The 20,811-nt window shown below is 71.6% G+C and carries 21 protein-coding genes; 13 read left to right on the top strand and 8 right to left on the bottom strand.

The window, feature by feature from the left end; genetic code table 11:
• Positions 1-9: 9 nt before the first annotated feature.
• From rimO to N4G66_RS36325, 6 genes are all read left to right on the top strand, one after another.
• Positions 10-1,485, top strand: a complete 1,476-nt coding sequence (gene rimO / locus N4G66_RS36350) for a 30S ribosomal protein S12 methylthiotransferase RimO (protein WP_261708575.1) — start codon at positions 10-12, stop codon at positions 1,483-1,485.
• Positions 1,482-2,222, top strand: coding sequence for a CDP-diacylglycerol--glycerol-3-phosphate 3-phosphatidyltransferase (gene pgsA / locus N4G66_RS36345; protein ID WP_261708574.1), 741 nt, complete (start codon positions 1,482-1,484; stop codon positions 2,220-2,222). Before rimO ends, pgsA begins: the two co-directional genes overlap by 4 nt.
• A complete protein-coding gene (locus N4G66_RS36340; protein WP_261708573.1) occupies positions 2,219-2,764 on the top strand; it encodes a CinA family protein in 546 nt (181 codons plus the stop codon). Before pgsA ends, N4G66_RS36340 begins: the two co-directional genes overlap by 4 nt.
• A gap of 109 nt (positions 2,765-2,873) precedes the next feature.
• Entirely contained in the window at positions 2,874-3,251 is a 378-nt protein-coding gene (locus N4G66_RS36335; RefSeq protein WP_103554040.1) for a helix-turn-helix domain-containing protein, read from the top strand.
• 243 nt (positions 3,252-3,494) lie between these two features.
• Positions 3,495-3,965, top strand: coding sequence for a Dps family protein (locus N4G66_RS36330; protein WP_261708572.1), 471 nt, complete (start codon positions 3,495-3,497; stop codon positions 3,963-3,965).
• 101 nt (positions 3,966-4,066) lie between these two features.
• A complete protein-coding gene (locus N4G66_RS36325) occupies positions 4,067-4,372 on the top strand; it encodes a hypothetical protein (protein ID WP_261708571.1) in 306 nt (101 codons plus the stop codon).
• On the opposite strand, the gene N4G66_RS36320 is transcribed toward N4G66_RS36325, so the two are convergent.
• From N4G66_RS36320 to N4G66_RS36310, 3 genes are all read right to left on the bottom strand, one after another.
• Complete coding sequence (locus N4G66_RS36320) at positions 4,320-5,081, bottom strand: SDR family NAD(P)-dependent oxidoreductase (RefSeq protein ID WP_261708570.1); 762 nt, start codon at positions 5,079-5,081, stop codon at positions 4,320-4,322. The genes N4G66_RS36325 and N4G66_RS36320 overlap by 53 nt on opposite strands.
• Before the next feature lie 181 nt (positions 5,082-5,262).
• Positions 5,263-6,135: an Fpg/Nei family DNA glycosylase gene (locus N4G66_RS36315; RefSeq protein WP_261708569.1), complete on the bottom strand. Its 873-nt coding sequence runs from the start codon at positions 6,133-6,135 to the stop codon at positions 5,263-5,265.
• A gap of 33 nt (positions 6,136-6,168) precedes the next feature.
• Entirely contained in the window at positions 6,169-11,235 is a 5,067-nt protein-coding gene (locus N4G66_RS36310) for an ATP-dependent helicase (RefSeq protein ID WP_261708568.1), read from the bottom strand.
• Positions 11,236-11,486: 251 nt separating this feature from the next.
• Here N4G66_RS36310 and N4G66_RS36305 point away from each other — a divergent pair, with 251 nt between their 5' ends.
• Genes N4G66_RS36305 through N4G66_RS36295 form a run of 3 tightly spaced genes read left to right on the top strand, consistent with a single transcriptional unit; the run spans position 11,487 to position 13,476 of the window.
• Positions 11,487-12,479, top strand: a complete 993-nt coding sequence (locus tag N4G66_RS36305; RefSeq protein WP_261708567.1) for an AraC family transcriptional regulator — start codon at positions 11,487-11,489, stop codon at positions 12,477-12,479.
• The gene (locus tag N4G66_RS36300; RefSeq protein WP_261708586.1) at positions 12,380-13,171 is read left to right on the top strand and encodes an AzlC family ABC transporter permease; all 792 of its coding nucleotides are present in this window, start codon (positions 12,380-12,382) and stop codon (positions 13,169-13,171) included. The genes N4G66_RS36305 and N4G66_RS36300 overlap by 100 nt, the downstream gene beginning before the upstream one ends.
• Positions 13,168-13,476 carry an AzlD domain-containing protein gene (locus N4G66_RS36295; protein WP_261708566.1) on the top strand — a complete coding sequence of 103 codons (309 nt, stop codon included), beginning with the start codon at positions 13,168-13,170 and terminating at the stop codon, positions 13,474-13,476. The genes N4G66_RS36300 and N4G66_RS36295 overlap by 4 nt, the downstream gene beginning before the upstream one ends.
• Before the next feature lie 103 nt (positions 13,477-13,579).
• Here N4G66_RS36295 and N4G66_RS36290 read toward each other — a convergent pair whose 3' ends face one another.
• A complete protein-coding gene (locus N4G66_RS36290; protein WP_261708565.1) occupies positions 13,580-14,524 on the bottom strand; it encodes a hypothetical protein in 945 nt (314 codons plus the stop codon).
• 80 nt (positions 14,525-14,604) lie between these two features.
• Here N4G66_RS36290 and N4G66_RS36285 point away from each other — a divergent pair, with 80 nt between their 5' ends.
• Both N4G66_RS36285 and N4G66_RS36280 read left to right on the top strand, forming a co-directional pair.
• Positions 14,605-14,799 carry a DUF3046 domain-containing protein gene (locus N4G66_RS36285; RefSeq protein WP_261708564.1) on the top strand — a complete coding sequence of 65 codons (195 nt, stop codon included), beginning with the start codon at positions 14,605-14,607 and terminating at the stop codon, positions 14,797-14,799.
• 61 nt (positions 14,800-14,860) lie between these two features.
• Positions 14,861-16,072: an AI-2E family transporter gene (locus N4G66_RS36280; protein ID WP_261708563.1), complete on the top strand. Its 1,212-nt coding sequence runs from the start codon at positions 14,861-14,863 to the stop codon at positions 16,070-16,072.
• Between the two features lie 19 nt (positions 16,073-16,091).
• Here the strand turns inward: N4G66_RS36280 and N4G66_RS36275 are convergent, their stop codons facing one another.
• Positions 16,092-16,880 carry a hypothetical protein gene (locus N4G66_RS36275; RefSeq protein ID WP_261708562.1) on the bottom strand — a complete coding sequence of 263 codons (789 nt, stop codon included), beginning with the start codon at positions 16,878-16,880 and terminating at the stop codon, positions 16,092-16,094.
• A 391-nt stretch (positions 16,881-17,271) separates the two neighbouring features.
• Between N4G66_RS36275 and recA the strand changes: the two genes are divergently transcribed.
• Together recA and recX are read left to right on the top strand one after the other, a co-directional pair.
• Positions 17,272-18,396: a recombinase RecA gene (recA, locus tag N4G66_RS36270; protein ID WP_261708561.1), complete on the top strand. Its 1,125-nt coding sequence runs from the start codon at positions 17,272-17,274 to the stop codon at positions 18,394-18,396.
• A gap of 3 nt (positions 18,397-18,399) precedes the next feature.
• Complete coding sequence (gene recX, locus N4G66_RS36265) at positions 18,400-19,332, top strand: recombination regulator RecX (protein WP_261708560.1); 933 nt, start codon at positions 18,400-18,402, stop codon at positions 19,330-19,332.
• A 207-nt stretch (positions 19,333-19,539) separates the two neighbouring features.
• On the opposite strand, the gene N4G66_RS36260 is transcribed toward recX, so the two are convergent.
• The 3 genes from N4G66_RS36260 to N4G66_RS46050 form a co-directional block, all read right to left on the bottom strand.
• Entirely contained in the window at positions 19,540-19,950 is a 411-nt protein-coding gene (locus N4G66_RS36260; RefSeq protein WP_261708559.1) for a rhodanese-like domain-containing protein, read from the bottom strand.
• Complete coding sequence (locus N4G66_RS36255) at positions 19,947-20,510, bottom strand: cysteine dioxygenase (protein ID WP_261708558.1); 564 nt, start codon at positions 20,508-20,510, stop codon at positions 19,947-19,949. Before N4G66_RS36255 ends, N4G66_RS36260 begins: the two co-directional genes overlap by 4 nt.
• Positions 20,511-20,586: 76 nt before the next feature.
• The gene (locus tag N4G66_RS46050) at positions 20,587-20,658 is read right to left on the bottom strand and encodes a putative leader peptide (RefSeq protein ID WP_355987938.1); all 72 of its coding nucleotides are present in this window, start codon (positions 20,656-20,658) and stop codon (positions 20,587-20,589) included.
• Positions 20,659-20,811: the final 153 nt, after the last annotated feature.

Raw genomic sequence — 20,811 nt, 5'->3', positions numbered from 1 at the left:
CTTGAGCCCATGCCTGAACGCCGTACCGTCGCACTCGTCACCCTTGGCTGCGCCCGTAACGAGGTGGACTCGGAGGAGCTCGCAGGCCGCTTGGAGGCGGACGGCTGGCAACTCGTGGAGGACGCCGAGCAAGCGGATGTCGCCGTCGTCAACACCTGTGGCTTCGTCGAAGCCGCCAAGAAGGACTCCGTCGACGCCCTCCTCGAAGCCAATGATCTCAAGGGGCACGGCAGAACCCAGGCCGTCGTGGCGGTGGGCTGCATGGCCGAGCGGTACGGCAAGGAACTCGCCGAAGCGCTTCCCGAGGCCGACGGCGTGCTCGGCTTCGACGACTACGCCGACATCTCCGACCGCCTCCAGACCATCCTGAACGGCGGCATCCACGCCTCCCACACCCCGCGCGACCGGCGCAAGCTGCTGCCGATCAGCCCGGCCGAGCGGCAGAGCGCCGGCGAGGAAGTGGCCCTCCCCGGCCACGGCACGCCCTCGGACCTCCCCGAGGGCGTCGCCCCGGTCTCCGGCCCCCGCGCGCCCCTGCGCCGCAGGCTGGACGGATCCCCGGTCGCCTCGGTGAAGCTGGCCTCCGGCTGCGACCGCCGCTGCACGTTCTGCGCCATCCCCTCCTTCCGCGGTTCGTTCATCTCGCGCCGCCCCAGCGACGTCCTGAACGAGGCCCGCTGGCTGGCCGAACAGGGCGTCAAGGAGGTGATGCTCGTCTCGGAGAACAACACCTCGTACGGCAAGGACCTGGGTGACATCCGTCTCCTGGAGACGATGCTGCCCGAGCTGGCCGAGATCGACGGCATCGAGCGGGTGCGGGTCAGCTACCTGCAGCCCGCCGAGATGCGCCCCGGACTCATCGACGTCCTGACCTCGACACCGAACGTCGCGCCCTACTTCGACCTGTCCTTCCAGCACTCCGCGCCCGACGTGCTGCGCTCGATGCGCCGCTTCGGCGACACCGACCGGTTCCTGGAGCTGCTCGACACCATCCGTTCCAAGGCCCCGCAGGCCGGTGTGCGCTCCAACTTCATCGTGGGCTTCCCCGGCGAGAGCGAGGCCGACCTCGCCGAGCTGGAGCGCTTCCTCACCGGAGCCCGCCTCGACGCGATCGGTGTCTTCGGGTACTCCGACGAGGACGGCACCGAAGCGGCGACGTACGAGAACAAACTGGACGAGGACGTCGTGGCCGAGCGCCTCGCGCGCGTGTCCCGGCTGGCCGAGGAGCTGGTCGCCCAGCGGGCCGAGGAGCGCCTGGGCGAGACCGTGCACGTGCTGGTGGAGTCCCTCGACGACGAGGACGGCGCGTACGGCCGCGCCGCGCACCAGGCACCGGAGACGGACGGCCAGGTGCTGTTCACGAGCGGCGAAGGTCTGACCGTCGGCCGTATCGTCGAGGCCAAGGTGGTCGGTACGGAAGGTGTCGACCTGGTGGCCGAGCCGCTTCTGGGCTCGCTCGCGAGCACTGAGGAGGCGGCCAGATGACCGGAGTCCCGGCATCCGCGGCAGGCGGCTCCCCAGGCGCCAAAGGCGCGACGGGCGCCCCCGGCGCATCCGGTGCTCCGGGCGCATCCGGTACTCCAGGGGGCGCGAAGCCGGCGCGGGGCGGGAAGCTGGGCGCTGCGGCCGTCAACCAGGCCAGCCTCTGGAACATCGCCAATATCCTGACCATGATCAGGCTCGTCCTCGTGCCGGGCTTCGTGGCGCTGATGCTGGCCGACGGCGGATACGACCCCGCCATGCGCGCCTGGGCCTGGGCGGCCTTCGCCGTCGCCATGATCACCGACATCTTCGACGGTCACCTGGCGCGCGCGTACGACCTCGTCACCGACTTCGGGAAGATCGCCGACCCCATCGCCGACAAGGCGATCATGGGCGCGGCGCTGGTCTGTCTGTCCGCCCTCGACGATCTGCCCTGGTGGGTCACCTTCGTGATCCTCGGGCGTGAGTTCGGCGTCACCCTGCTGCGCTTCGTCGTGATCCGCTACGGGGTCATCCCGGCGAGCCGCGGCGGCAAGCTGAAGACGCTGGCCCAGGGCACGGCGGTCGGCATGTACATCCTGCCGCTGACGGGGGCGCTGGCCACCCTGAGGTTCTGGGTGATGGCCGTCGCGGTCATTCTGACCGTGGTCACCGGGCTCGACTATGTGAGACAGGCCATTGTGCTGCGCCGGCGCGGAATCGCCGAGCGGCGGGCGGCCGCCGCGGAGACCGAGCGGTGAGTTCCGCGGCCACTGAAGTGGTGCGACTACTCACGGTGAGGGGCGAGACGCTCGCCGTCGCCGAGTCGCTCACCGGTGGTCTGGTGGCGGCGGAGATCACCGCGGTGCCCGGTGCCTCGAAAGCGTTCCGGGGTTCCGTGACCGCGTACGCCACCGAACTGAAACACGAACTGCTGGGCGTCGACGCCACTCTTCTGGCCGAGCGCGGCGCGGTGGATTCGCAGGTCGCGGCCCAGATGGCGGCCGGGGTGCGCACGGTGCTCGGCGCCGACTGGGGGATCGCGACCACCGGCGTCGCCGGTCCCGACCCCCAGGACGGACAGCCGGTCGGCACGGTCTACGTGGCCGTCGACGGGCCCTCCGAAGCACCTTTCATCACCGCCCGTGGCGGGAAAGTGGCGCCGCTGCGGTTGAACGGCGACCGGGCGGAAATCCGTATGGAGAGTGTACGCAGCGTACTCGCGCTGCTCCTTCGGGAGCTCGCGGGCGAACAGACCGGGAATGAGCGGGCACAGGATACGGAACAGAACGGGGGGTTTTGATGTTTGCAGCCCTGAGTGAACACGACATCGCTCCCCGCACGGCCGCGGCGCAAGGCGGTACGGTGGGGCGTGAAGGATGCGGCTACGCGGTCCGAGGAGGGAGCCACCGATGATTCTGCTCCGTCGCCTGCTGGGTGACGTGCTGCGTCGGCAGCGCCAGCGCCAGGGCCGTACTCTGCGCGAAGTCTCCTCGTCCGCCCGAGTTTCACTCGGCTATCTCTCCGAGGTGGAGCGGGGGCAGAAGGAGGCATCCTCCGAGTTGCTCTCCGCGATCTGCGACGCGCTGGACGTACGGATGTCCGAGCTCATGCGGGAAGTGAGCGACGAGCTCGCCCTCGCCGAGCTGGCACAGTCGGCTGCGGCCACCGAACCGGTATCCGCGCCTGTGCGTCGCCCGATGCTCAATTCCGTATCGGTGACCGGCGTGCCACCGGAACGGGTCACGATCAAGGCGCCTGCCGAAGCGGTCGACGTCGTCGCCGCCTGACGCTCACCAGCTCACGTTTTTGAGCTGAGAACGCGCGAGTGAAGCCCCGGCCGGGGCTTCTCCGGGAAAACCGGAGGAGCCGGGCCGGGGCTTTCGCGTTCCACGACACCCCTTGTGGGTCCATTTGCCGGTGTCCGGCGCGGCCTCCATGGTGGAGGGACGCGGCGAGGCCGGCGTCGACCGCCGGGACCGGTGCGGTCGCGCGGCGGGGTCGCCGGAGCCGTCGTGAATCGGAGGATGCGGATGTACGTCGTGAAGAGTCCCCTGTCCGACGCGGACCTGAAGACCGTCGCCGAGGCGCTCCAGGGCGCCCTGGTCGACCTGGTGGACCTCTCCCTCGTGGCGAAGCAGGTCCACTGGAACGTGGTGGGGCCCCGCTTCCGTTCCGTCCACCTCCAGCTCGACGAGGTCGTGGACATCGCGCGACTGCACTCCGACACCGTGGCGGAGCGTGCCTCGACCCTGGGTGTTCCGCCGGACGGGCGGGCCGCGACGGTGGCGTCGAGCAGCGGTGTCGGACCGACGCCCGAGGGCTGGATCAAGGACGCCGACGCCGTGCGGACGCTCGTGGAGGCGCTGGGTGCGGTGATCACGCGGATGCGGGAACGGGTCGCCGCCACCGGGGACCCGGATCCGGTGAGCCAGGACATCTTCATCGGGATCACGGCCGACCTGGAGAAGCATCACTGGATGTTCCAGGCGGAGAACGGGTGACGGCCAGGGAGCCGCTCTGGCCCGGCTGGTCCCGCGTGCCGTCGGTGTGCCCTGCTCGCGCGTGAGATCGGCGGCCCGGTGCCGCGCCGGAGGAGGGTGCCATGGCAGGGCGAATAGTGCGCCGGGGGGCTGCCCTGGTGTTCGGCGCGCTGTGGTGGTTCAGCGTGCTCCGGCTCGCGCTGGCGCCCGACGCCGGGGTGCTCGAAGGAACGGTCGCCGCGGGCGGGTGGGGGCTCAGCCTGCTGCCGGTCCACTGTGTGCCGAAGTCCCGGGCGGTCGGCGCCGTGGGGTCGGACCGATGGCGGGACCACTGGCGAGAGGTCTGGCGCCGGCGCCGGAGCGGTGGGGCGCGGGCTACCAGGGCATGGCGACGCCGCCGTTGGGGCGGAGGATCTGACCGGTGGTGAACGCCGAGGCGTCCGAGGCCAGGTGCAGCACGGCGTGGGCGATGTCCTCGGGTTCCCCGACGCGGCCCAGCGGTGACAGGCGCGCCATGAACGCCTCGGTGTGCGCCTGACGCTCGCCGTGGCGGTTGGTCATGGGGGTACGGATCCAGCCGGGCGCGACGGCGTTGACGCGAATGCCGTGCGGGCCGACCTCGGTCGCCAGCGTCCGCGTCAGCTGTACGACGGCCGCCTTGGCCGCGCTGTAGCACAACAGGCCCGGACCGCCGGTGTCGATCGCGCCCGAGGCCATGGTGATGATGCTGCCCCGGACGCTGTTCGCGATCATGGAGCGCGCGGCCTCCTGGCAGGCGTACAGCACCCCTTTGAAGTTGACGCCCAGCACCCGGTCGAGATCCTCGTCCAGGGTCTCCAGGACCGGGCTGCTGTGCATGATCCCGGCGATCGCCGCCATGACGTCGACGCGGCCGCACGACGCGACGGCCTGCTGGAGCTGGGCGCGGTCAGTGACGTCGAGCGGGTGGCTGAGGGCGATGCCGCCCTGACTCTTGATCAGGGTCGCCGTCTCGTGCAGGCCCTGCTCGTCGACGTCCGCGCAGTGCAGGGTGGCGCCCGCCTCCGCGAGCAGGAGCGCCGCCGCCCGGCCGATGCCACCGGCCGCTCCGGTGACGAATGCGGTGCGTCCGGTGAGATCGTACGCGGGGAGGGCCATGAAGGGACGGTACGAGGGTTTCTGACGGGTCGTCAATTAGTTGTGCGGGACTTGATGCGCGGCTCACCTCTCGGCCCGATACGCGGCTCACTCCTCGGCTCGACGCGTGGTTCGGGCCCCAGCCCGATGTGCGGCTGGACGCGCTGTCCGATCTGGGTCGAGGCGTTCTCGGTGCGCGGCACTAGCGGTGCCGTCGGCCGGGCTCCCGCGACGCGTACCCGGCGGGGCGGTGCGCCGCGGGGGTGTGGTGGCCGTCCGGTGGTGGGGTGGGGCCCGTCTGGCACCGGGGGCACCAGTACGTGGGGCGCTCGCGGGAACCGTCGCCCTGGTTCGCCGAGCGGATCGGCGTCGCGCAGCGCAGACAGGGGCGAGGGGCGCGGCCGTACACGAAGAGGTTCTGGTCGCGGAGCCCGGTGGTGACGCGGGCCGGACGGTCGCGGTTGAACTCCAGCAACTTCTTCGCGAGGAGCGGCAGTTGGGCGGCACGGTCGGCGGGCAGGGAGCCGACGGGGAGCCAGGGGGTGACGCCGAGCAGGAAACACAGCTCGCTCTTGTACACGTTGCCGATGCCGGCGAGATTCCGCTGGTCGAGGAGGGCTTCGCCGAGGGGGCGGTCCGGGTCGCGGAGGAGGTTCTCCAGAGCCTTGCCCGGGTCCCAGTCCTGACCCAGGAGGTCGGGGCCGAGGTGACCGACCGTGCGGGCCTCGGCGCTGGTGCGGAGCAGTTCCAGTACGGGAAGGCGGTAGCCGACCGCCGTGCGGTCCGCCGTGCCGAGGACGGCCCGGATCTGGTGTGCGGGACCTCCGCTCCAGCGCCGGCCGGTCTCGTACACCTTCCACGAACCGTCCATCCGCAGATGCGAGTGCAGCGTCAGGCCGCCCTCGATCCGGGTGAGGAGGTGCTTGCCGCGCGGGGTGACGTCCAGAACGGCGCGACCGGTGAGGTCGGCCGTGGCGTACCGGGGCACCCGCAGGTCGGAACGGGTCAGGACCTTGCCCGCGAGGGCGACGTGCAGCCGCCTCGCGGCCTGCCAGACGGTGTCTCCTTCGGGCATGACTCCAGGGTGGCACGGGCGGGCGCCGGCCGGTCAGGCGCGAAGACGGAGTCCGCGCGGTGTGGCGATGAAGCCCGCTCCTTCCAGGAGGGTGCCGAGGGGGGAGGTGAGGGCCGAGGCGCCGTTGACGCGCTCGACAGTGACCGTGCCGAGCGAGCCCGCGCGGGCGGCCGCGGCGAGGGCCTCCGCCGCGGCACACAGGCGTGTGTCCTGCGAGACCGAGCCGTCCGGGTCCGCGGGCCAGGCCAGCAGGGTCTTGCCGCCGCGCTCCATGTAGAGAGCCAGCTCACCGTCGACCAGGACGACCAGCGAACCTGCCTTGCGGCCCGGCTTGTGGCCTGCTTCGGTCGGGGGCTCGGGCCAGGAGAGGGCCGCGCCGTAGGCGTTGGCGGGGTCCGCGGCGGCCAGTACGACAGCCGGGGAGGCGGTACGGGCACGGGAGCGAGCGCCCGGGAAACCCGAACCGCCGGGGTAGCCGGAGTTGTTCGCCGGGTACGGCGAGCCGTTGCGGTTGGACGGGGTGTTCCGGAGGTGGGGTACGTCGGGGTGGGGGGAGCCTGCCGAGAAGGCGGAGTCCGCGGAGAAGCTGTGGTCGTCGCCGAAGTCGTCGTCGAGGCCGGAATCGGGACCGAGGCCGGAATCGGGGCCGAGGCTGAGGTCGTTCAGGGAACCCGAACCGTCCGTGGAATCGGCCCTGTCCGCGAAATCGTCGCCACGGCCAATGCTGTCGAAGCCCGAGCCCGAGCCCGAGCCCGAGCCCGAGCCCGAGCCCGAGTGCGGGAAAGCGGGGGTGTCCGGGAAGCCGTGTGCGGCGGGGGAGTTGTCCGGGAGGGCCGGGTCGGACAGGGCGGCGCCCCGGTCGCGTGCGTTCGCCACCGCGCGGAGCCGGTCCACCGCGCCGTCCATCGCGAACTGGGCGGCGCCGAGGCCCTCGACCACATAGCCGCGCCGTGCCTGGCCGCTGTCCTCGAAGGCCGACAGGATGCGGTACACCGCCGAGAAGCCGCCCTCGACGCCTTCCGCCGCGACGGCGCCCCGGGTCACCACCCCGTGCCGGTCGAGCAGGGTGCGCGCCAGGGCGTGGGCGCGCACGGTGGGGTCGGGCTCGCGCTCGGGCAGCAGTGACCAGCGGCCCGCCACGGTCGGGGGACCGGTACGCGACTGGGGGCGCGCCGCCCCTCCCGTGAGAGATCCGTAGCGTCCGCGGGGGAGCGAGCGCTTGGCGCGGTGGGCCGTGGACCCCGCGGTGCGGCCCGAACCCAGGAGGGAGCGCATCGGCGCGAGCGTGTCGTTCGTGAGGCGTCCGGACCAGGCCAGCTCCCAGATCGCGTCGGCGAGCTGCGGATCGGTGGCGTCGGGGTGCGTGGTGGCGCGGACCTGGTCGGCGATCTGACGGAAGAACAGGCCGTAGCCCCCGGAGAGGGTGCCGAGGACCGACTGATGCAGCGCGGTCGGCTCCAGGGGGTGTGCGTCCGGAAGGAGCAGGGGGGCGGCGTCCGCCAGATACAGCGAGACCCAGCCGTCCTTGCCCGGCAGCGAACCCGCCCCGGCCCAGACCACCTCCCCGGCGGCCGTGAGCTCGTCGAGCAGCGCGGGCGTGTACCCGGCGACCCGGGACGGCAGCACGAGCTTCTCCAACGCGGACGCCGGCACGGACGCGCCCTGCAACTGTTCGACGGCGCGCACCAGTCCGTCGATGCCGCGCAGCCCGTGACCGCTGCCCACGTGCTGCCACTGCGGCAGGAACTGGGCGAGCGCGGCGGGCGGGACCGGCTCGAGTTCATGACGCAGGGCCGCGAGCGAACGGCGACGCAGCCTGCGCAGCACCGCCGCGTCGCACCACTCCTGGCCGATGCCCGCCGGATGGAACTCCCCCTGGACAACCCGGCCGCTCGCGGCGAGCCGGTGCAGCGCGCCGTCGGTGACGGCCGTACCGAGACCGAAACGGGCTGCGGCCGTCGTCGAGGTGAACGGCCCGTGGGTGCGCGCGTACCGGGCGAGGAGATCGCCGAGCGGATCCTTGACCGGTTCGGTGAAGGCTTCCGGTACGCCGACGGGCAACGCCGTGCCGAGCGCGTCGCGCAGCCGGCCGGCGTCCTCGATGGCCGCCCAGTGGTCGGCTCCGCCGATCCGGACCTGGATGGCGCGGCGGGCGGCGGCCAGCTCCTTCGCCCACTGCGGCTCGGCGCCCCGCTCGGCCAACTCGGCCTCCGTGAGCGGCCCCAGCAGACGCAGCAGGTCGGCGACACCCTCCACGTCCTTGATGCGGCGGTCTTCGGTGAGCCACTGGAGTTCGCGCTCCAGCTCGGTCAGGACGTCGGCGTCCAGGAGTTCGCGCAGTTCGGCCTGGCCCAGGAGCTCGGCCAGCAGACGCGAGTCCAGCGACAGCGCGGCGGCCCGCCGCTCGGCGAGGGGTGAGTCGCCCTCGTACAGGAACTGGGCGACGTATCCGAAGAGCAGGGAGCGGGCGAAGGGGGAGGGCTCGGGTGTGGTGACCTCGACGAGTCGCACCTTGCGGGACTCGATGTCGCCCATCAGTTCCGTGAGGCCGGGGACGTCGAAGACGTCCTGGAGGCATTCGCGCACGGCTTCCAGGACGATCGGGAACGAACCGAACTCGCTTGCCACCTGGAGCAGTTGGGCGGCGCGCTGCCGCTGCTGCCACAGGGGGGTGCGCTTGCCGGGGCTGCGGCGCGGCAGGAGCAGGGCGCGGGCGGCGCACTCGCGGAAGCGGGCGGCGAACAGGGCCGAACTCCCGACCTGGTCCGTGACGATCTGGTTGACCTCGCCCTTGTCGAAGGCGACGTCCGCCGCGCCGACCGGCGCCTGCTCCGCGTCCCACTCCGTGCCCGCTTTCGTGGGCGCCTGGTCGAGCAGGTCCAGGCTCATCAGGTCGGCGTCGGGCAGCCGCAGCACGATGCCGTCGTCGGCGTGCATGACCTGGACGTCCATGCCGTACCGCTCGGAGAGCTTGGCCCCCAGGGCGAGGGCCCAGGGGGCGTGGACCTGGGCGCCGAAGGGTGAATGCACGACGACACGCCAGTCGCCCAGCTCGTCGCGGAAGCGCTCGACGACGATCGTGCGGTCGTCCGGGATGTGGCCGCACGCCTCGCGTTGTTCTTTCAGGTACGCGAGTACGTTGTCGGCGGCCCAGGCGTCCAGGCCCGCGGCGAGCAGGCGCAGTCGGGCGTCGTCCTCGGGGAGCGAGCCGACCTCGCGGAGGAACGCGCCCACCGCGCGGCCCAGTTCGAGCGGACGCCCGAGCTGGTCGCCCTTCCAGAAGGGCAGTCTGCCGGGGACGCCGGGTGCCGGGGAGACCAGGACCCGGTCCCGGGTGATGTCCTCGATGCGCCAGGAGCTGGTGCCGAGGGTGAAGACATCGCCCACCCGGGACTCGTAGACCATCTCCTCGTCGAGCTCGCCGACCCGGCCGCCGCCCTTCTTGGGGTCGGCTCCCGCGAGGAAGACCCCGAAGAGCCCGCGGTCGGGGATCGTGCCCCCGGAGGTGACGGCGAGACGCTGGGCGCCGGGGCGACCGGTCACCGTACCCGCGACGCGGTCCCACACCACGCGGGGCCTCAGCTCAGCGAAGGCGTCCGACGGATAGCGGCCGGCGAGCATGTCGAGCACGGCGGTGAACGCCGACTCCGGGAGCGAGGCGAAGGGGGCCGCCCGGCGGACCGTGGTGAGCAGGTCGTCGACCTGCCAGGTGTCGAGCGCGGTCATGGCGACGAGCTGCTGGGCCAGCACGTCCAGCGGATTGGCGGGAACCCGCAGGGACTCGATGGAGCCGGTGCGCATCCGCTCGGTGACCACGGCCGCCTGCACCAGGTCACCCCGGTACTTCGGGAAGACGACACCGGTGGAGACCGCTCCGACCTGGTGACCGGCGCGGCCCACGCGCTGGAGTCCCGACGCCACGGACGGCGGTGACTCGACCTGGATGACGAGGTCGACCGCGCCCATGTCGATGCCCAGTTCGAGGCTGGAGGTGGCGACCACGGCGGGGAGACGGCCCGCCTTCAGGTCTTCCTCGACTTGCGCCCGCTGCTCCTTGGAGACGGAACCGTGGTGGGCACGCGCGATCACCGGCGGCGCCCCCTGAGCCGCGCCCGAGCCGCCCATCAGTTCGGCCGGCGCATGCGCCTCCTCCAGGGGTTCGCCGGTCGCCCTCTCGTACGCGATCTCGTTCAGCCGGTTGCACAGACGCTCCGCCAGGCGACGCGAGTTGGCGAACACGATCGTCGAGCGGTGGGACTGGACGAGGTCGGCGATCCGCTCCTCGACGTGCGGCCAGATGGAGGGCTTCTCCGCGCCCTCCTTCCCGTCGGCGGCCGGGGATCCGCCCAGCTCGCCCAGATCCTCCACCGGGACGACCACGGAGAGGTCGAACTCCTTGCCGGACGGCGGCTGGACGATCTCCACCTTGCGCTGCGGCGAGAGATAGCGCGCCACCTCGTCCACGGGACGCACCGTCGCGGAGAGCCCGATACGCCGGGCGGGCTTCGGCAGCAGCTCGTCGAGGCGCTCCAGGGTGAGCGCGAGATGGGCGCCGCGCTTGGTGCCCGCGACCGCGTGCACCTCGTCCAGGATCACCGTCTCGATACCCGTCAGCGCGTCGCGCGTGGCCGAGGTCAGCATCAGGAACAGCGACTCGGGGGTCGTGATCAGGATGTCCGGCGGGCGGGTGGCCAGCGCCCGGCGCTCGGCGGGCGGGGTGTCGCCGGAGCGGATGCCCACCTTCACCTCCGGCTCCGGCAGCCCGAGCCGCACGGACTCCTGCCGGATGCCGGTCAACGGGCTGCGCAGATTCCGCTCCACGTCGACCGCGAGCGCCTTGAGCGGTGACACGTACAGAACCCGGCAGCGCTTCCTCGGGTCCGCCGGCGGTGGTGCCGAGGCCAGCTGGTCGAGCGCGGCGAGGAACGCGGCCAGTGTCTTGCCGGAACCGGTGGGGGCTACGACCAGCACGTCCGAGCCCGCACCGATGGCCGCCCATGCCCCGGCCTGGGCCGCGGTGGGCGCGGGAAAGGCCCCCGTGAACCAGCCGCGGGTCGCGGGGGAGAAGCCGTCGAGGGCTCGGTGTGCGGAGCTGACCATGCGTCCATCCTGCACCCGCCCACTGACAATCACTCTGACCTGCGAGAAAGCCTCGGCGGAGCCGCGCAGGGCTGTGCAGGGCTGTGCGGAGCCGCGCAGGGCTGTGCGAAGTCGGGCAGGGCCACGCGGCTCCGCCGAGGCGTGCGGAGGCCGTGCGGAGCAGAGCCGGACAGGGAGGCAGGGCGGCGGGGTGGGACGGTGCGGGGCGGGCGTCGGAGGTGGGTCCTGGAGCGGTGGCGGAGAATGAGGACGTGGCAGGTTCGGGGCAGGAGCGGGCACGGCACTGGCAGTACGCGGAGCTGCCCGGTGTCGATCTGCTGCGGGCCCGCTACGTCGAGAAGATCTTCGTTCGGCACACCCACGAGAACTTCGTCATCGCCGCCGTCACCGAGGGCGTCGAGGTCTTCCACCACGGCGGCGTCGACCAGTACGCGGGTCCCGGCTCCCTGGCACTCGTCAACCCCGACACTCCGCACACCGGGCGCGCGGGCGTTCCCGAAGGCTGGAGGTACGGCGCCGTGTACCCCTCGCCGGACATGGTGGCCGAGATCGCCGCCGAGACCACCACCCTTCGCGGCACCCCCGGATTCACCCGTCCGGTACTGGACGACCCCTACGCGGCGGGCCTGGTCAACCAGGTGCTCAGGGCCGCGGAGGAGGGCAACGCACTGGCCGCCGACACCCTGCTGCGGGTGGCCGTGACCCGGCTGCTGCGGTTGAACGGAGGGCCGCTGCCGCAGCGGGCCGTGCGCACCGCGGGCGCCAGGCTCGCCGCACGCGCGCGTGGCGTACTGGAGGAGCGGATGGCCGAGCCACCGACCCTTGAGCGGCTCGCCGTCGACCTCGGCACCAGCTCGTTCGCGCTGCTGCGCGCGTTCCGGGACGCCTACGGCATGCCACCCCACACCTGGCTGACCGACGCGCGGGTACGCCGGGCACGCCACCTTCTGGACGCCGGTTCCGCGCCCGCCGAGGTGGCCGTCGCCGTCGGCTTCACCGACCAGCCGCACCTCAACCGCCATTTCGGCCGGATCGTGGGCGTCCCTCCGGGCGCCTACCAGCGGGAGCGCAAGAACGTACAAGACGCCGAGGGGGGACTCCTCGTACCGTCCGGTGCGTGGCACAACAGACAGCTCTCGCAGACATACGCAGTGAAGAAGGCGGAAAACCCGACGCCGCCGTCGTCCGCGACGCCCTTGGAGTCGGGGTCGCCGTCGGACTGTCCGGTTTCGCCTTCGGGGTGACCTCGGCAGGCAGCGGGCTCACCCTGCTCCAGACCTGCGCCCTCAGCCTCCTGGTGTTCACCGGGGCGTCGCAGTTCGCGCTCGTGGGCGCCCTCGCGGCCGGGGGCAACCCGCTCACCGCGGCCGCGGGCGCGTTCTTCCTCGGGGTCCGCAACGCCTTCTACGGGCTGCGTCTGTCCCAGCTCCTCGCCCTCCCGCGCGCGGTGCGCCCGTTCGCCGCGCAGTGGGTGATCGACGAGACCACGGCCGTCGCGCTCTCCCAGCCCACCCGACGCAGCGTCCGGATCGGCTTCACCGTCACCGGCCTGTCCCTCTACCTGTTGTGGAACCTCACCACCCTGCTCGGCGCGGCCGGGGCCGAGGCCATCGGCGACACCGACGCGTGGGGCCTGGACGCGGCCGGGCCCGCCGTGTTCCTGGCTCTGCTCGCACCGATGCTGAAGACCACCACGGAACGTGCGGTCGCGGGAATCGCCGTCCTTCTGGGGCTCGGTCTGCTGCCCGTGCTGCCCGCCGGCGTTCCCGTGCTGGTGGCCGCCCTGGCCGCCCCCGCCGTGCTCTACGTGACAGGGCGCCGCGGCACGAAGACCGCCGACGACGTCTTTGTTGGAGTGGCGAACGAGGCACCGGCCGGTGCGGTGAACGAGACACCGGCCGACGCGCAGAACGACGTGTCAGGGGAAGACCGTTGAACATCTGGATCGCCATCGGCGCCACCGCCGTCGGCTGCTACGCCCTCAAACTCATCGGCCTGCTGATCCCCGCGGGCGTACTGGAGCGGCCGCTCGTGCAGCGCCTCGCCGCTCTGCTGCCCGTCGCGCTCCTCGCCGCCCTCACGGCCCAGCAGACCTTCGCCGACGGGCGCGTCCTCGTCGTCGACGCGAAGGCCGCCGGGCTCGCCGCGGCGGCCGTCGCACTGATCCTGCGTGCCCCGTTCCTGTTGGTGGTCGCCGCGGCCGTGGTGGTGACGGCCGGGGTCCGCGCGATGACGGGCTGACACCCCGGCACGCGGGGCCGACACCCGGACACACCGGCAAGCCACCCGACAGGCCCCCCGGACACGCCGGTCTGGCGTCCAGGCGCCAGGGTCGGCGGTCGCCTCAGTTGATGGACCGGCCGTACGCCCGCAGCGTACGCAGCGCCTCGATCGTCACCATGGGACGGCACTCCAGGGCGGTGCCCGGTGCCCACTGACGCCATCGGATCGGCCAGCCGCCGTCCTCCCGCTGCTCGTGCGCGAGGTGGTCCAGCGAGCGCGTCATCTCCTCGTCGGTGAACCACGCGCGCGCGAGCGAGTCCGGGGTCCGCGCGTAGTCGTGGGGGAAGTGGCGCTCCCCCGGCGCGTAACCCGGCGGGACGGGGTACGCCTCCAGGCGGTCGGGGTCCAGCGCGGCGAGCCGCTGCTCACGGACGAGGCGGCCCAGCCGGTCGGCGCTCGCCTCCGCCCGCGGGCGGTCGGCCGCGGAGTCCAGGAAGGCGACCGCCGCCTCCACCTCGTACGGATGGGACTTCTCCAGGGACTCGACCGCCTGCCAGCAGAAGTCGGTGGCCCGGAACAGCCAGGCGTTCCACACCGCGTTGCGGTGCAGCAGGCCGACCACCGGGCCGGTGGCGAGGAGTTCGCTCGGCGGGTCGTCGACGATCGGCACGAACGGGGCCGTCGGATACCCGCGCTGGCTGGGACGGATGGCGGGCAGGGCGCCGTCCGCAGCCGACACGGAGGTCAGATAGCGGCACACCCGCTCCACGCGCTGTCCGCCACAGCGGCCGATCGAGTCGAGCACACGCAGCGCGTGCCCGGTGTGCAGCGGCTGGCTGACGGGGCCGCGCAGATCCGGTTCGAGCGCGTGACCGTACCCCTCGTCGTCGTTGCGGTAGGCGGCCAGCGCGGTCTCCACCGCGTCGGCGCCGCCGCCCAGGAAGTGGTAGGCGAAGCGGCGCTGTTCCAGTACGCGCGCGGTGAGCCAGACGAAGTGCTCGGCGCGCGCGAGTGGGGAGTACGCGGGGGGCGTCTGGGGGAGTGGAGATGCTCCGGTTTCGGCCATGGGTCAGACCGTAGGACGGAAAGCGGTCTCGGCACGCGGTCCCGGCTCGGGCCCACTCTCAGGGGCGGGATACTGGGGTCATGCGGTTGACGGTCTTCTGGCAGCGAATGGCTGATCACTTCGGCGCGGGGTACGCCGAGACGTTCGCGCGCGATCATGTGATGACGGAACTGGGCGGGCGCACCGTCCACGAGGCGCTGAACGCGGGCTGGGAGGCCAAGGACGTGTGGCGCGTGGTGTGCGCGACCATGGACGTTCCGTACGAAAACCACTGACGGGGACAGAAGTCCGGGGGCACGTGGACCCGGTGTCGGTGGCGTGGGCCAGACTTGCCGGGTGGCCCCGACAGACGAGAACACGCAGGTCGATCAGCAGGCATCACCGTTCGGCACGACGCCACCCGCCCCACCGGGCGGGGACGCCGCCGGGCAGGGCGCGCGCATGCCGCGCTGGCTGCCGCGTGCCATGGTGCTCGCCCTCACGCTCATAGCCGTGTTCCAGCTGGGCAGTTGGGCGTTCCACCAGCTCACCGGCCTGCTGATCAACATCCTGATCTCGTTCTTCCTGGCGCTCGCGATAGAACCCGCGGTCAGCTGGATGGCATCACGGGGTGTGCGCAGAGGGCTGGCCGCCTTCCTTGTCTTCCTGGGCTCGTTGATCATGATCGCCGGGTTCGTCACCCTGCTCGGCTCGATGCTCGCGGGCCAGATCATCAAGATGATCGAGGGCTTCCCCGACTACCTCGACTCGGTCATCAACTGGGTCAACACGCACTTCCACACCGACCTGAGGCGGGTCGACATCCAGGAAGGCCTGCTCCACTCCGATTGGCTGCGGAAGTACGTGCAGAACAGCGCCACCGGCGTCCTGGACGTGTCCGGGCAGGTGCTGGGCGGCCTCTTCCAGCTGCTGACGGTCGCGCTGTTCTCGTTCTACTTCGCCGCCGACGGACCGCGGCTGCGGCGCGCGCTGTGCTCGGTGCTGCCGCCGGCCCGGCAGGCCGAGGTGCTGCGCGCCTGGGAGATAGCCGTCGACAAGACCGGCGGCTATCTGTACTCACGTGGTCTGATGGCGCTGATCTCGGGCGTGGCGCACTACATCCTGCTGGAGGCGCTGGGCGTGCCCTACGCGCCCGTGCTCGGCGTGTGGGTGGGGCTGGTCTCGCAGTTCATCCCGACCATCGGTACCTATCTCGCGGGCGCCCTGCCGATGCTGATCGCGTTCACGATCGACCCCTGGTACGCGCTGTGGGTGCTCGTCTTCGTCGTGGTCTACCAGCAGTTCGAGAACTATGTGCTCCAGCCCAAACTGACCTCCAGGACGGTGGACATCCACCCCGCGGTCGCCTTCGGGTCCGTCATCGCGGGCACCGCGCTCCTCGGGGCCGTCGGCGCGCTGATCGCCATCCCCGCCGTCGCCACCCTGCAGGCGTTCCTGGGGGCGTATGTGAAGCGCTACGACGTCACGGACGACCCGCGGGTGCACGGGCACCGTACGCGCAGCTCGGCCGGCCTCCTCGCGCGCGTGCGGCGGCAGTTCGGCCGGTGAGCGGGTGCCCGCCGCGCGTTCACCAGGTGAGGGCGGCGTGGACACCGGCGACGACGACGGCCGTCGCGTAGCAGCCGACCGCTCCCTGTACGACCCGCTGTCTGACCGTTTCGCTCCAGTCGGTGCGCGACAGCAGCCAGGCCAGCGCGGGCAGCACCAGGACGGCGTGCAGGCTCACTCCGTGCAGCGGCTTGAGCGGAGCCGTCGAGTGGTACGCGGCCTCCTGGTGGCCGGTCCGGGTGAGGACGACCCCGCGCGCGATCATCGCGGCGCCCGAGGCCAGTGCGACGAGCAGGATCGCGAACCCCGAGCGCACGGCGAGCGGCATGCCGAGGGGGCCCGTGGGCCGCCTCCGGAACGAGGCGACGGCGAACAGGGTCAGCACCACGACCAGAACCCCGCCACCCACTGCGAGCGTCATGGACACAGCCGTGTCGAAGCCGGTCTCCATGTTGAGATGCGAGGGCACCCGGCGCCATGCCTGGAGGGTGATCCCGCCGACCTCCACCACACAGTCCGCGGCGAACACGACGAGCAGCGCGGTGCGCCACCTCGCCTCGACCCGCACGTACGACGTGACCCAGGTGATCGCGATCAGGGTCAGTCCGAAGGAAAGCCCGAAGGTGACGGGCTTGCGCCAGGAGACGGGACCGTCCCACGGGCCGCCGTCGACGGCGAAGACCAGCAGATGCAGACAGCCCGAGAGGACGAGCAGGGCGCCCGTCGCGCGGCAGAGCCGCTCGGCCGGCCGGAGCGAGGGCTTCGGCGGTATCAGCGGTATCAGGGGACGGGACCTCGTCGTTCGCATGGCCCACAGCCTGCCGTGCGGGCCGGGTGGAGTCGTCGTACGGCCGAAGACACCGGCGGTACGCCCGGGAGAGTAGCCCAGGTCCCGGGGCAGGTGCCGGGTACGGGAGAGGCGCCGAGGCGGGTGCGGGGCCTCTCCCGGTGGGATCTTCGGGGCGTTGTCGGAGCGTGAACGTAGTCTCGGAGGTGTCGCGTGGTGCGCTTGACACGAAAATCGAACATCCATTCTCATGGAAGTTCCGGCGGAGCTCTCGACGGGGAATTCGGCACGGTTTCGACGGAGATGTGCCCGAGTTATCCACAGGCCGGACGGGCGTCGGGGCGCATTGTCAGTGGCAGGCGTTAGCGTCTTTGACGTGAAGCGATCGACTCAAGCAAACCGGGTGGAACCCATGGCAGGAACCGACCGCGAGAAGGCGCTCGACGCCGCGCTCGCGCAGATTGAACGGCAGTTCGGTAAGGGTGCAGTGATGCGCCTGGGCGAGCGGCCGAATGAGCCCATCGAGGTCATCCCCACCGGGTCGACCGCGCTCGACGTCGCCCTCGGTGTCGGCGGCCTGCCGCGCGGCCGAGTGGTGGAGGTGTACGGCCCGGAGTCCTCCGGTAAGACGACCCTGACCCTGCACGCGGTGGCGAACGCGCAGAAGGCCGGCGGCCAGGTGGCGTTCATCGACGCCGAGCACGCCCTCGACCCCGAGTACGCGAAGAAGCTCGGCGTCGACATCGACAACCTGATCCTGTCGCAGCCGGACAATGGCGAGCAGGCCCTGGAGATCGTGGACATGCTGGTCCGCTCCGGTGCCCTCGACCTCATCGTCATCGACTCCGTCGCCGCCCTGGTGCCGCGCGCGGAGATCGAGGGTGAGATGGGCGACTCGCACGTGGGTCTGCAGGCCCGTCTGATGAGCCAGGCGCTCCGCAAGATCACCGGCGCGCTGAGCCAGTCCCAGACCACCGCGATCTTCATCAACCAGCTCCGCGAGAAGATCGGCGTGATGTTCGGCTCCCCGGAGACCACCACGGGTGGCCGGGCGCTGAAGTTCTACGCCTCGGTGCGACTCGACATCCGCCGCATCGAGACGCTGAAGGACGGCACGGACGCGGTCGGCAACCGCACGCGCGTCAAGGTCGTCAAGAACAAGGTCGCGCCGCCCTTCAAGCAGGCCGAGTTCGACATCCTCTACGGGCAGGGCATCAGCCGCGAGGGCGGCCTGATCGACATGGGTGTCGAGCACGGCTTCGTCCGCAAGGCCGGCGCCTGGTACACGTACGAGGGCGACCAGCTCGGCCAAGGCAAGGAGAACGCGCGCAACTTCCTGAAGGACAACCCCGATCTCGCCAACGAGATCGAGAAGAAGATCCTGGAGAAGCTGGGCGTCGGGGTGAAGCCCGTGGCGCCCACCGCCGAGCCGGGCGCGGACGCGGCGGTCTCGGCTGCCCCGGACGACGCCGCGAAGACGGTGCCCGCTCCGGCCGCCAAGACCACCAAGGCCAGGGCCACGGCGGCAAAGAGCTAGTCCATGACACGACGAACCGACTGGGCCGAGTACGCCTACCCCCTCATCCCAGAGGGGCAGGGGCAGGAGTACGGCGGGGGAGACGGCGGCCCGGCCGGAGACGGTGACAGGTCGTACGGCGGTGCCGGGGGGTACGGCGGTCAGCCGTACGGCACCGACGACGGGCTCCACAGAGCCGACGGTTTCCACGGCGTCGGTCCGGACGACGGTGGTCCGGACGGTGGCGGTTCGACGGGCGGTGACGTGCGGTGGGGTGACGGCCTGCCGGGCGGTCACGGTTCGCCGGACGCGGCCTCCCGGCGTGGTGGACGCGGTGAGGGCGGACCGCGTGGTGGACGAGGTCGTCGAAGGCGTGGCGGTTTCGGTGAGCCGTCCGGCGACCCGCAGGACGGAGGCGCCTCCTCCTCGTCGAGGGCCGAGAAGGGGGAGTCCCCAGGGGACCCGGCTGAGCGGGCGCGCGCGATCTGTCTGCGCCTGCTCACCGGGACCCCGCGCACCCGGAAGCAGCTGGCGGACGCGTTGCGCAAGCGCGAGATCCCGGACGAGGTGGCGGACGAGGTGCTGTCACGGTTCGAGGAGGTCGGGCTGATCAACGACAGCGCCTTCGCGGACGCCTGGGTCGAGTCCCGCCACCACGGCCGGGGGCTGGCCCGACGGGCGCTCGTCCAGGAGCTGCGGACCAAGGGCGTGGAATCGACACTGATCGACGAGGCCGTCGGACAGCTCGATTCCGAGCAGGAGGAGGCGACCGCGCGTGAACTGGTCGCCCGCAAGCTGCGCTCCACACGCGGACTCGACCGCGACAAGCGACTGAGGCGCCTTGCGGGCATGCTCGCCCGCAAGGGCTACCCCCAGGGCATGGCCCTGCGTGTGGTCCGCCAGGCGTTGGAGGAAGAAGGCGAGGACACGGAGGGGCTCGGGGACGAGGGGTTCTGATCCCACGGGCTTCGGTGTGAGCGATCCCGCGGGGTTCGGCATGAGGGGCGGTTCGTCCGGCACAAGACCGCCGCCGGCTCGCTCGGTCACCGGTGTACGAGTCGGCTCGCTCGGTCACCTGTGCACGGGCCGGCTTGATACGTCACCTGTGCACGAGCCGGTGACCGTCCTTCGTTAGTGCGAGCCCTTCGTGAGCGTGAGCGGTGGTCAGCTCTCCGTGCCGGCTGCCGTCACCGGAAGGCCGGCGTTCTTCCACGCCTGGAAGCCACCGACCAGATCGGTGGCCCGGTGCAGTCCCAGTCGGCGCAGGGAATCAGCGGCGAGGCTGGAGGCGTACCCCTCGTTGCAGAACACCACGATCCGCAGGTCATGGCTCGTGGCCTCCGGGGCGCGGTGGCTGCCCGTGGGGTCGAGCCGCCACTCCAGTTCGTTGCGTTCGACGACGAGCGCGCCGGGGATCAGGCCGTCGCGTTCGCGCAGGGCGGCGTACCGGGTGTCGACCAGGAGCGCTTCGCCACTTCGTACGGCCTCGAACACCTCCTCGGCCTCCACCCGGTCCAGACCCGCGCGGACCTGTTCCAGCAACGCGTCGATGCCCACGGGCGGCCGGGTGCTCACTGCCAGTCCTCCGGACGCTCGACGTGCTCCAGACGCAGGATCTGGCCCGTACGGCTGTAGCGGCGGATCTGCGGGAGCGGCGGATAGTAGGCGTGGACCGAGATCGCGTGCGCCTCGGTGGACTCGTTGAGTACCTCGTGCACGTGATGACGGCCGAAGCCGCGGCCGGTTCCCGCGGGCAGCTTCCGCTGCCGGTCGATCTCCTCGGTGAGTTCCAGGGTCTTCCAGCCGTCGGCGGGCAGCCGGGCGGCGAGTGAGTTCTCCTTGAGTTCGCCCGACGCGGTGAGGAAGGCGCCCACCGATTCGGCGTGGTCGTGCCAGCCGGTTCCGGTGCCGGGTGGCCAGCCGATGAGCCAGGCCTCGCTGCCGCCAGGGCCTTCGAGCCGCACCCAGGTGCGGCCCTCGGGGTCGAGGGGGAGCGAGGCGATCAGCCCGGCATCGGCCGCCGTACGGCGTACGAAGGCGAGCAGGTCGGCCTGGGTGGGGGTACGCGGTGCGGCGGAGACAGCGGAATCGGCTGAAGCGGCGGCAGACGTCGAGACAGAGGGTGACACAGACACTCGGACCGTCCTGAGAGTTCGCGTGAGGAGCGCGCGGTGGCACGAGAGCGGCGCGCGGGATGACGAGGATGCGAAGTCAGAGGGACGGACGACACACGCAGCCCGCATAGCGGACGAGGTCCATATGGACCCTCCGCCACAGGCGCACACAGGTGTCGGTCACGATCCGGAGTACACCATGGTGGCGCAGACCGGTCAACTAACCGTCACCATATGGACCATGGAGACCCCAGGAACTGGGAAACCCCAGGCCGGACGGTTACCGAGTGTTCCACTCGCCCCTGTGGCCGTTCAGCTTCCG

This window comes from Streptomyces rhizosphaerihabitans, assembly GCF_025399795.1.
GTDB classification, from domain to species: domain Bacteria; phylum Actinomycetota; class Actinomycetes; order Streptomycetales; family Streptomycetaceae; genus Streptomyces; species Streptomyces rhizosphaerihabitans.
This window is presented reverse-complemented; position numbering and strand designations above follow the sequence as displayed.

Excerpts from the sequence above, each read along its gene's own strand:
- rimO (WP_261708575.1), top strand. The coding sequence starts at position 10 with ATGCCTGAACGCCGTACCGTCGCACTCGTCACCCTTGGCTGCGCCCGT.
- pgsA (WP_261708574.1), top strand. The coding sequence starts at position 1,482 with ATGACCGGAGTCCCGGCATCCGCGGCAGGCGGCTCCCCAGGCGCCAAA.
- N4G66_RS36335 (WP_103554040.1), top strand. The coding sequence starts at position 2,874 with ATGATTCTGCTCCGTCGCCTGCTGGGTGACGTGCTGCGTCGGCAGCGC.
- N4G66_RS36330 (WP_261708572.1), top strand. The coding sequence starts at position 3,495 with ATGTACGTCGTGAAGAGTCCCCTGTCCGACGCGGACCTGAAGACCGTC.
- N4G66_RS36325 (WP_261708571.1), top strand. The coding sequence starts at position 4,067 with ATGGCAGGGCGAATAGTGCGCCGGGGGGCTGCCCTGGTGTTCGGCGCG.
- N4G66_RS36320 (WP_261708570.1), bottom strand. The coding sequence starts at position 5,081 with ATGGCCCTCCCCGCGTACGATCTCACCGGACGCACCGCATTCGTCACC.
- N4G66_RS36315 (WP_261708569.1), bottom strand. The coding sequence starts at position 6,135 with ATGCCCGAAGGAGACACCGTCTGGCAGGCCGCGAGGCGGCTGCACGTC.
- N4G66_RS36310 (WP_261708568.1), bottom strand. The coding sequence starts at position 11,235 with ATGGTCAGCTCCGCACACCGAGCCCTCGACGGCTTCTCCCCCGCGACC.
- N4G66_RS36290 (WP_261708565.1), bottom strand. The coding sequence starts at position 14,524 with ATGGCCGAAACCGGAGCATCTCCACTCCCCCAGACGCCCCCCGCGTAC.
- N4G66_RS36285 (WP_261708564.1), top strand. The coding sequence starts at position 14,605 with ATGCGGTTGACGGTCTTCTGGCAGCGAATGGCTGATCACTTCGGCGCG.
- N4G66_RS36275 (WP_261708562.1), bottom strand. The coding sequence starts at position 16,880 with ATGCGAACGACGAGGTCCCGTCCCCTGATACCGCTGATACCGCCGAAG.
- recA (WP_261708561.1), top strand. The coding sequence starts at position 17,272 with ATGGCAGGAACCGACCGCGAGAAGGCGCTCGACGCCGCGCTCGCGCAG.
- recX (WP_261708560.1), top strand. The coding sequence starts at position 18,400 with ATGACACGACGAACCGACTGGGCCGAGTACGCCTACCCCCTCATCCCA.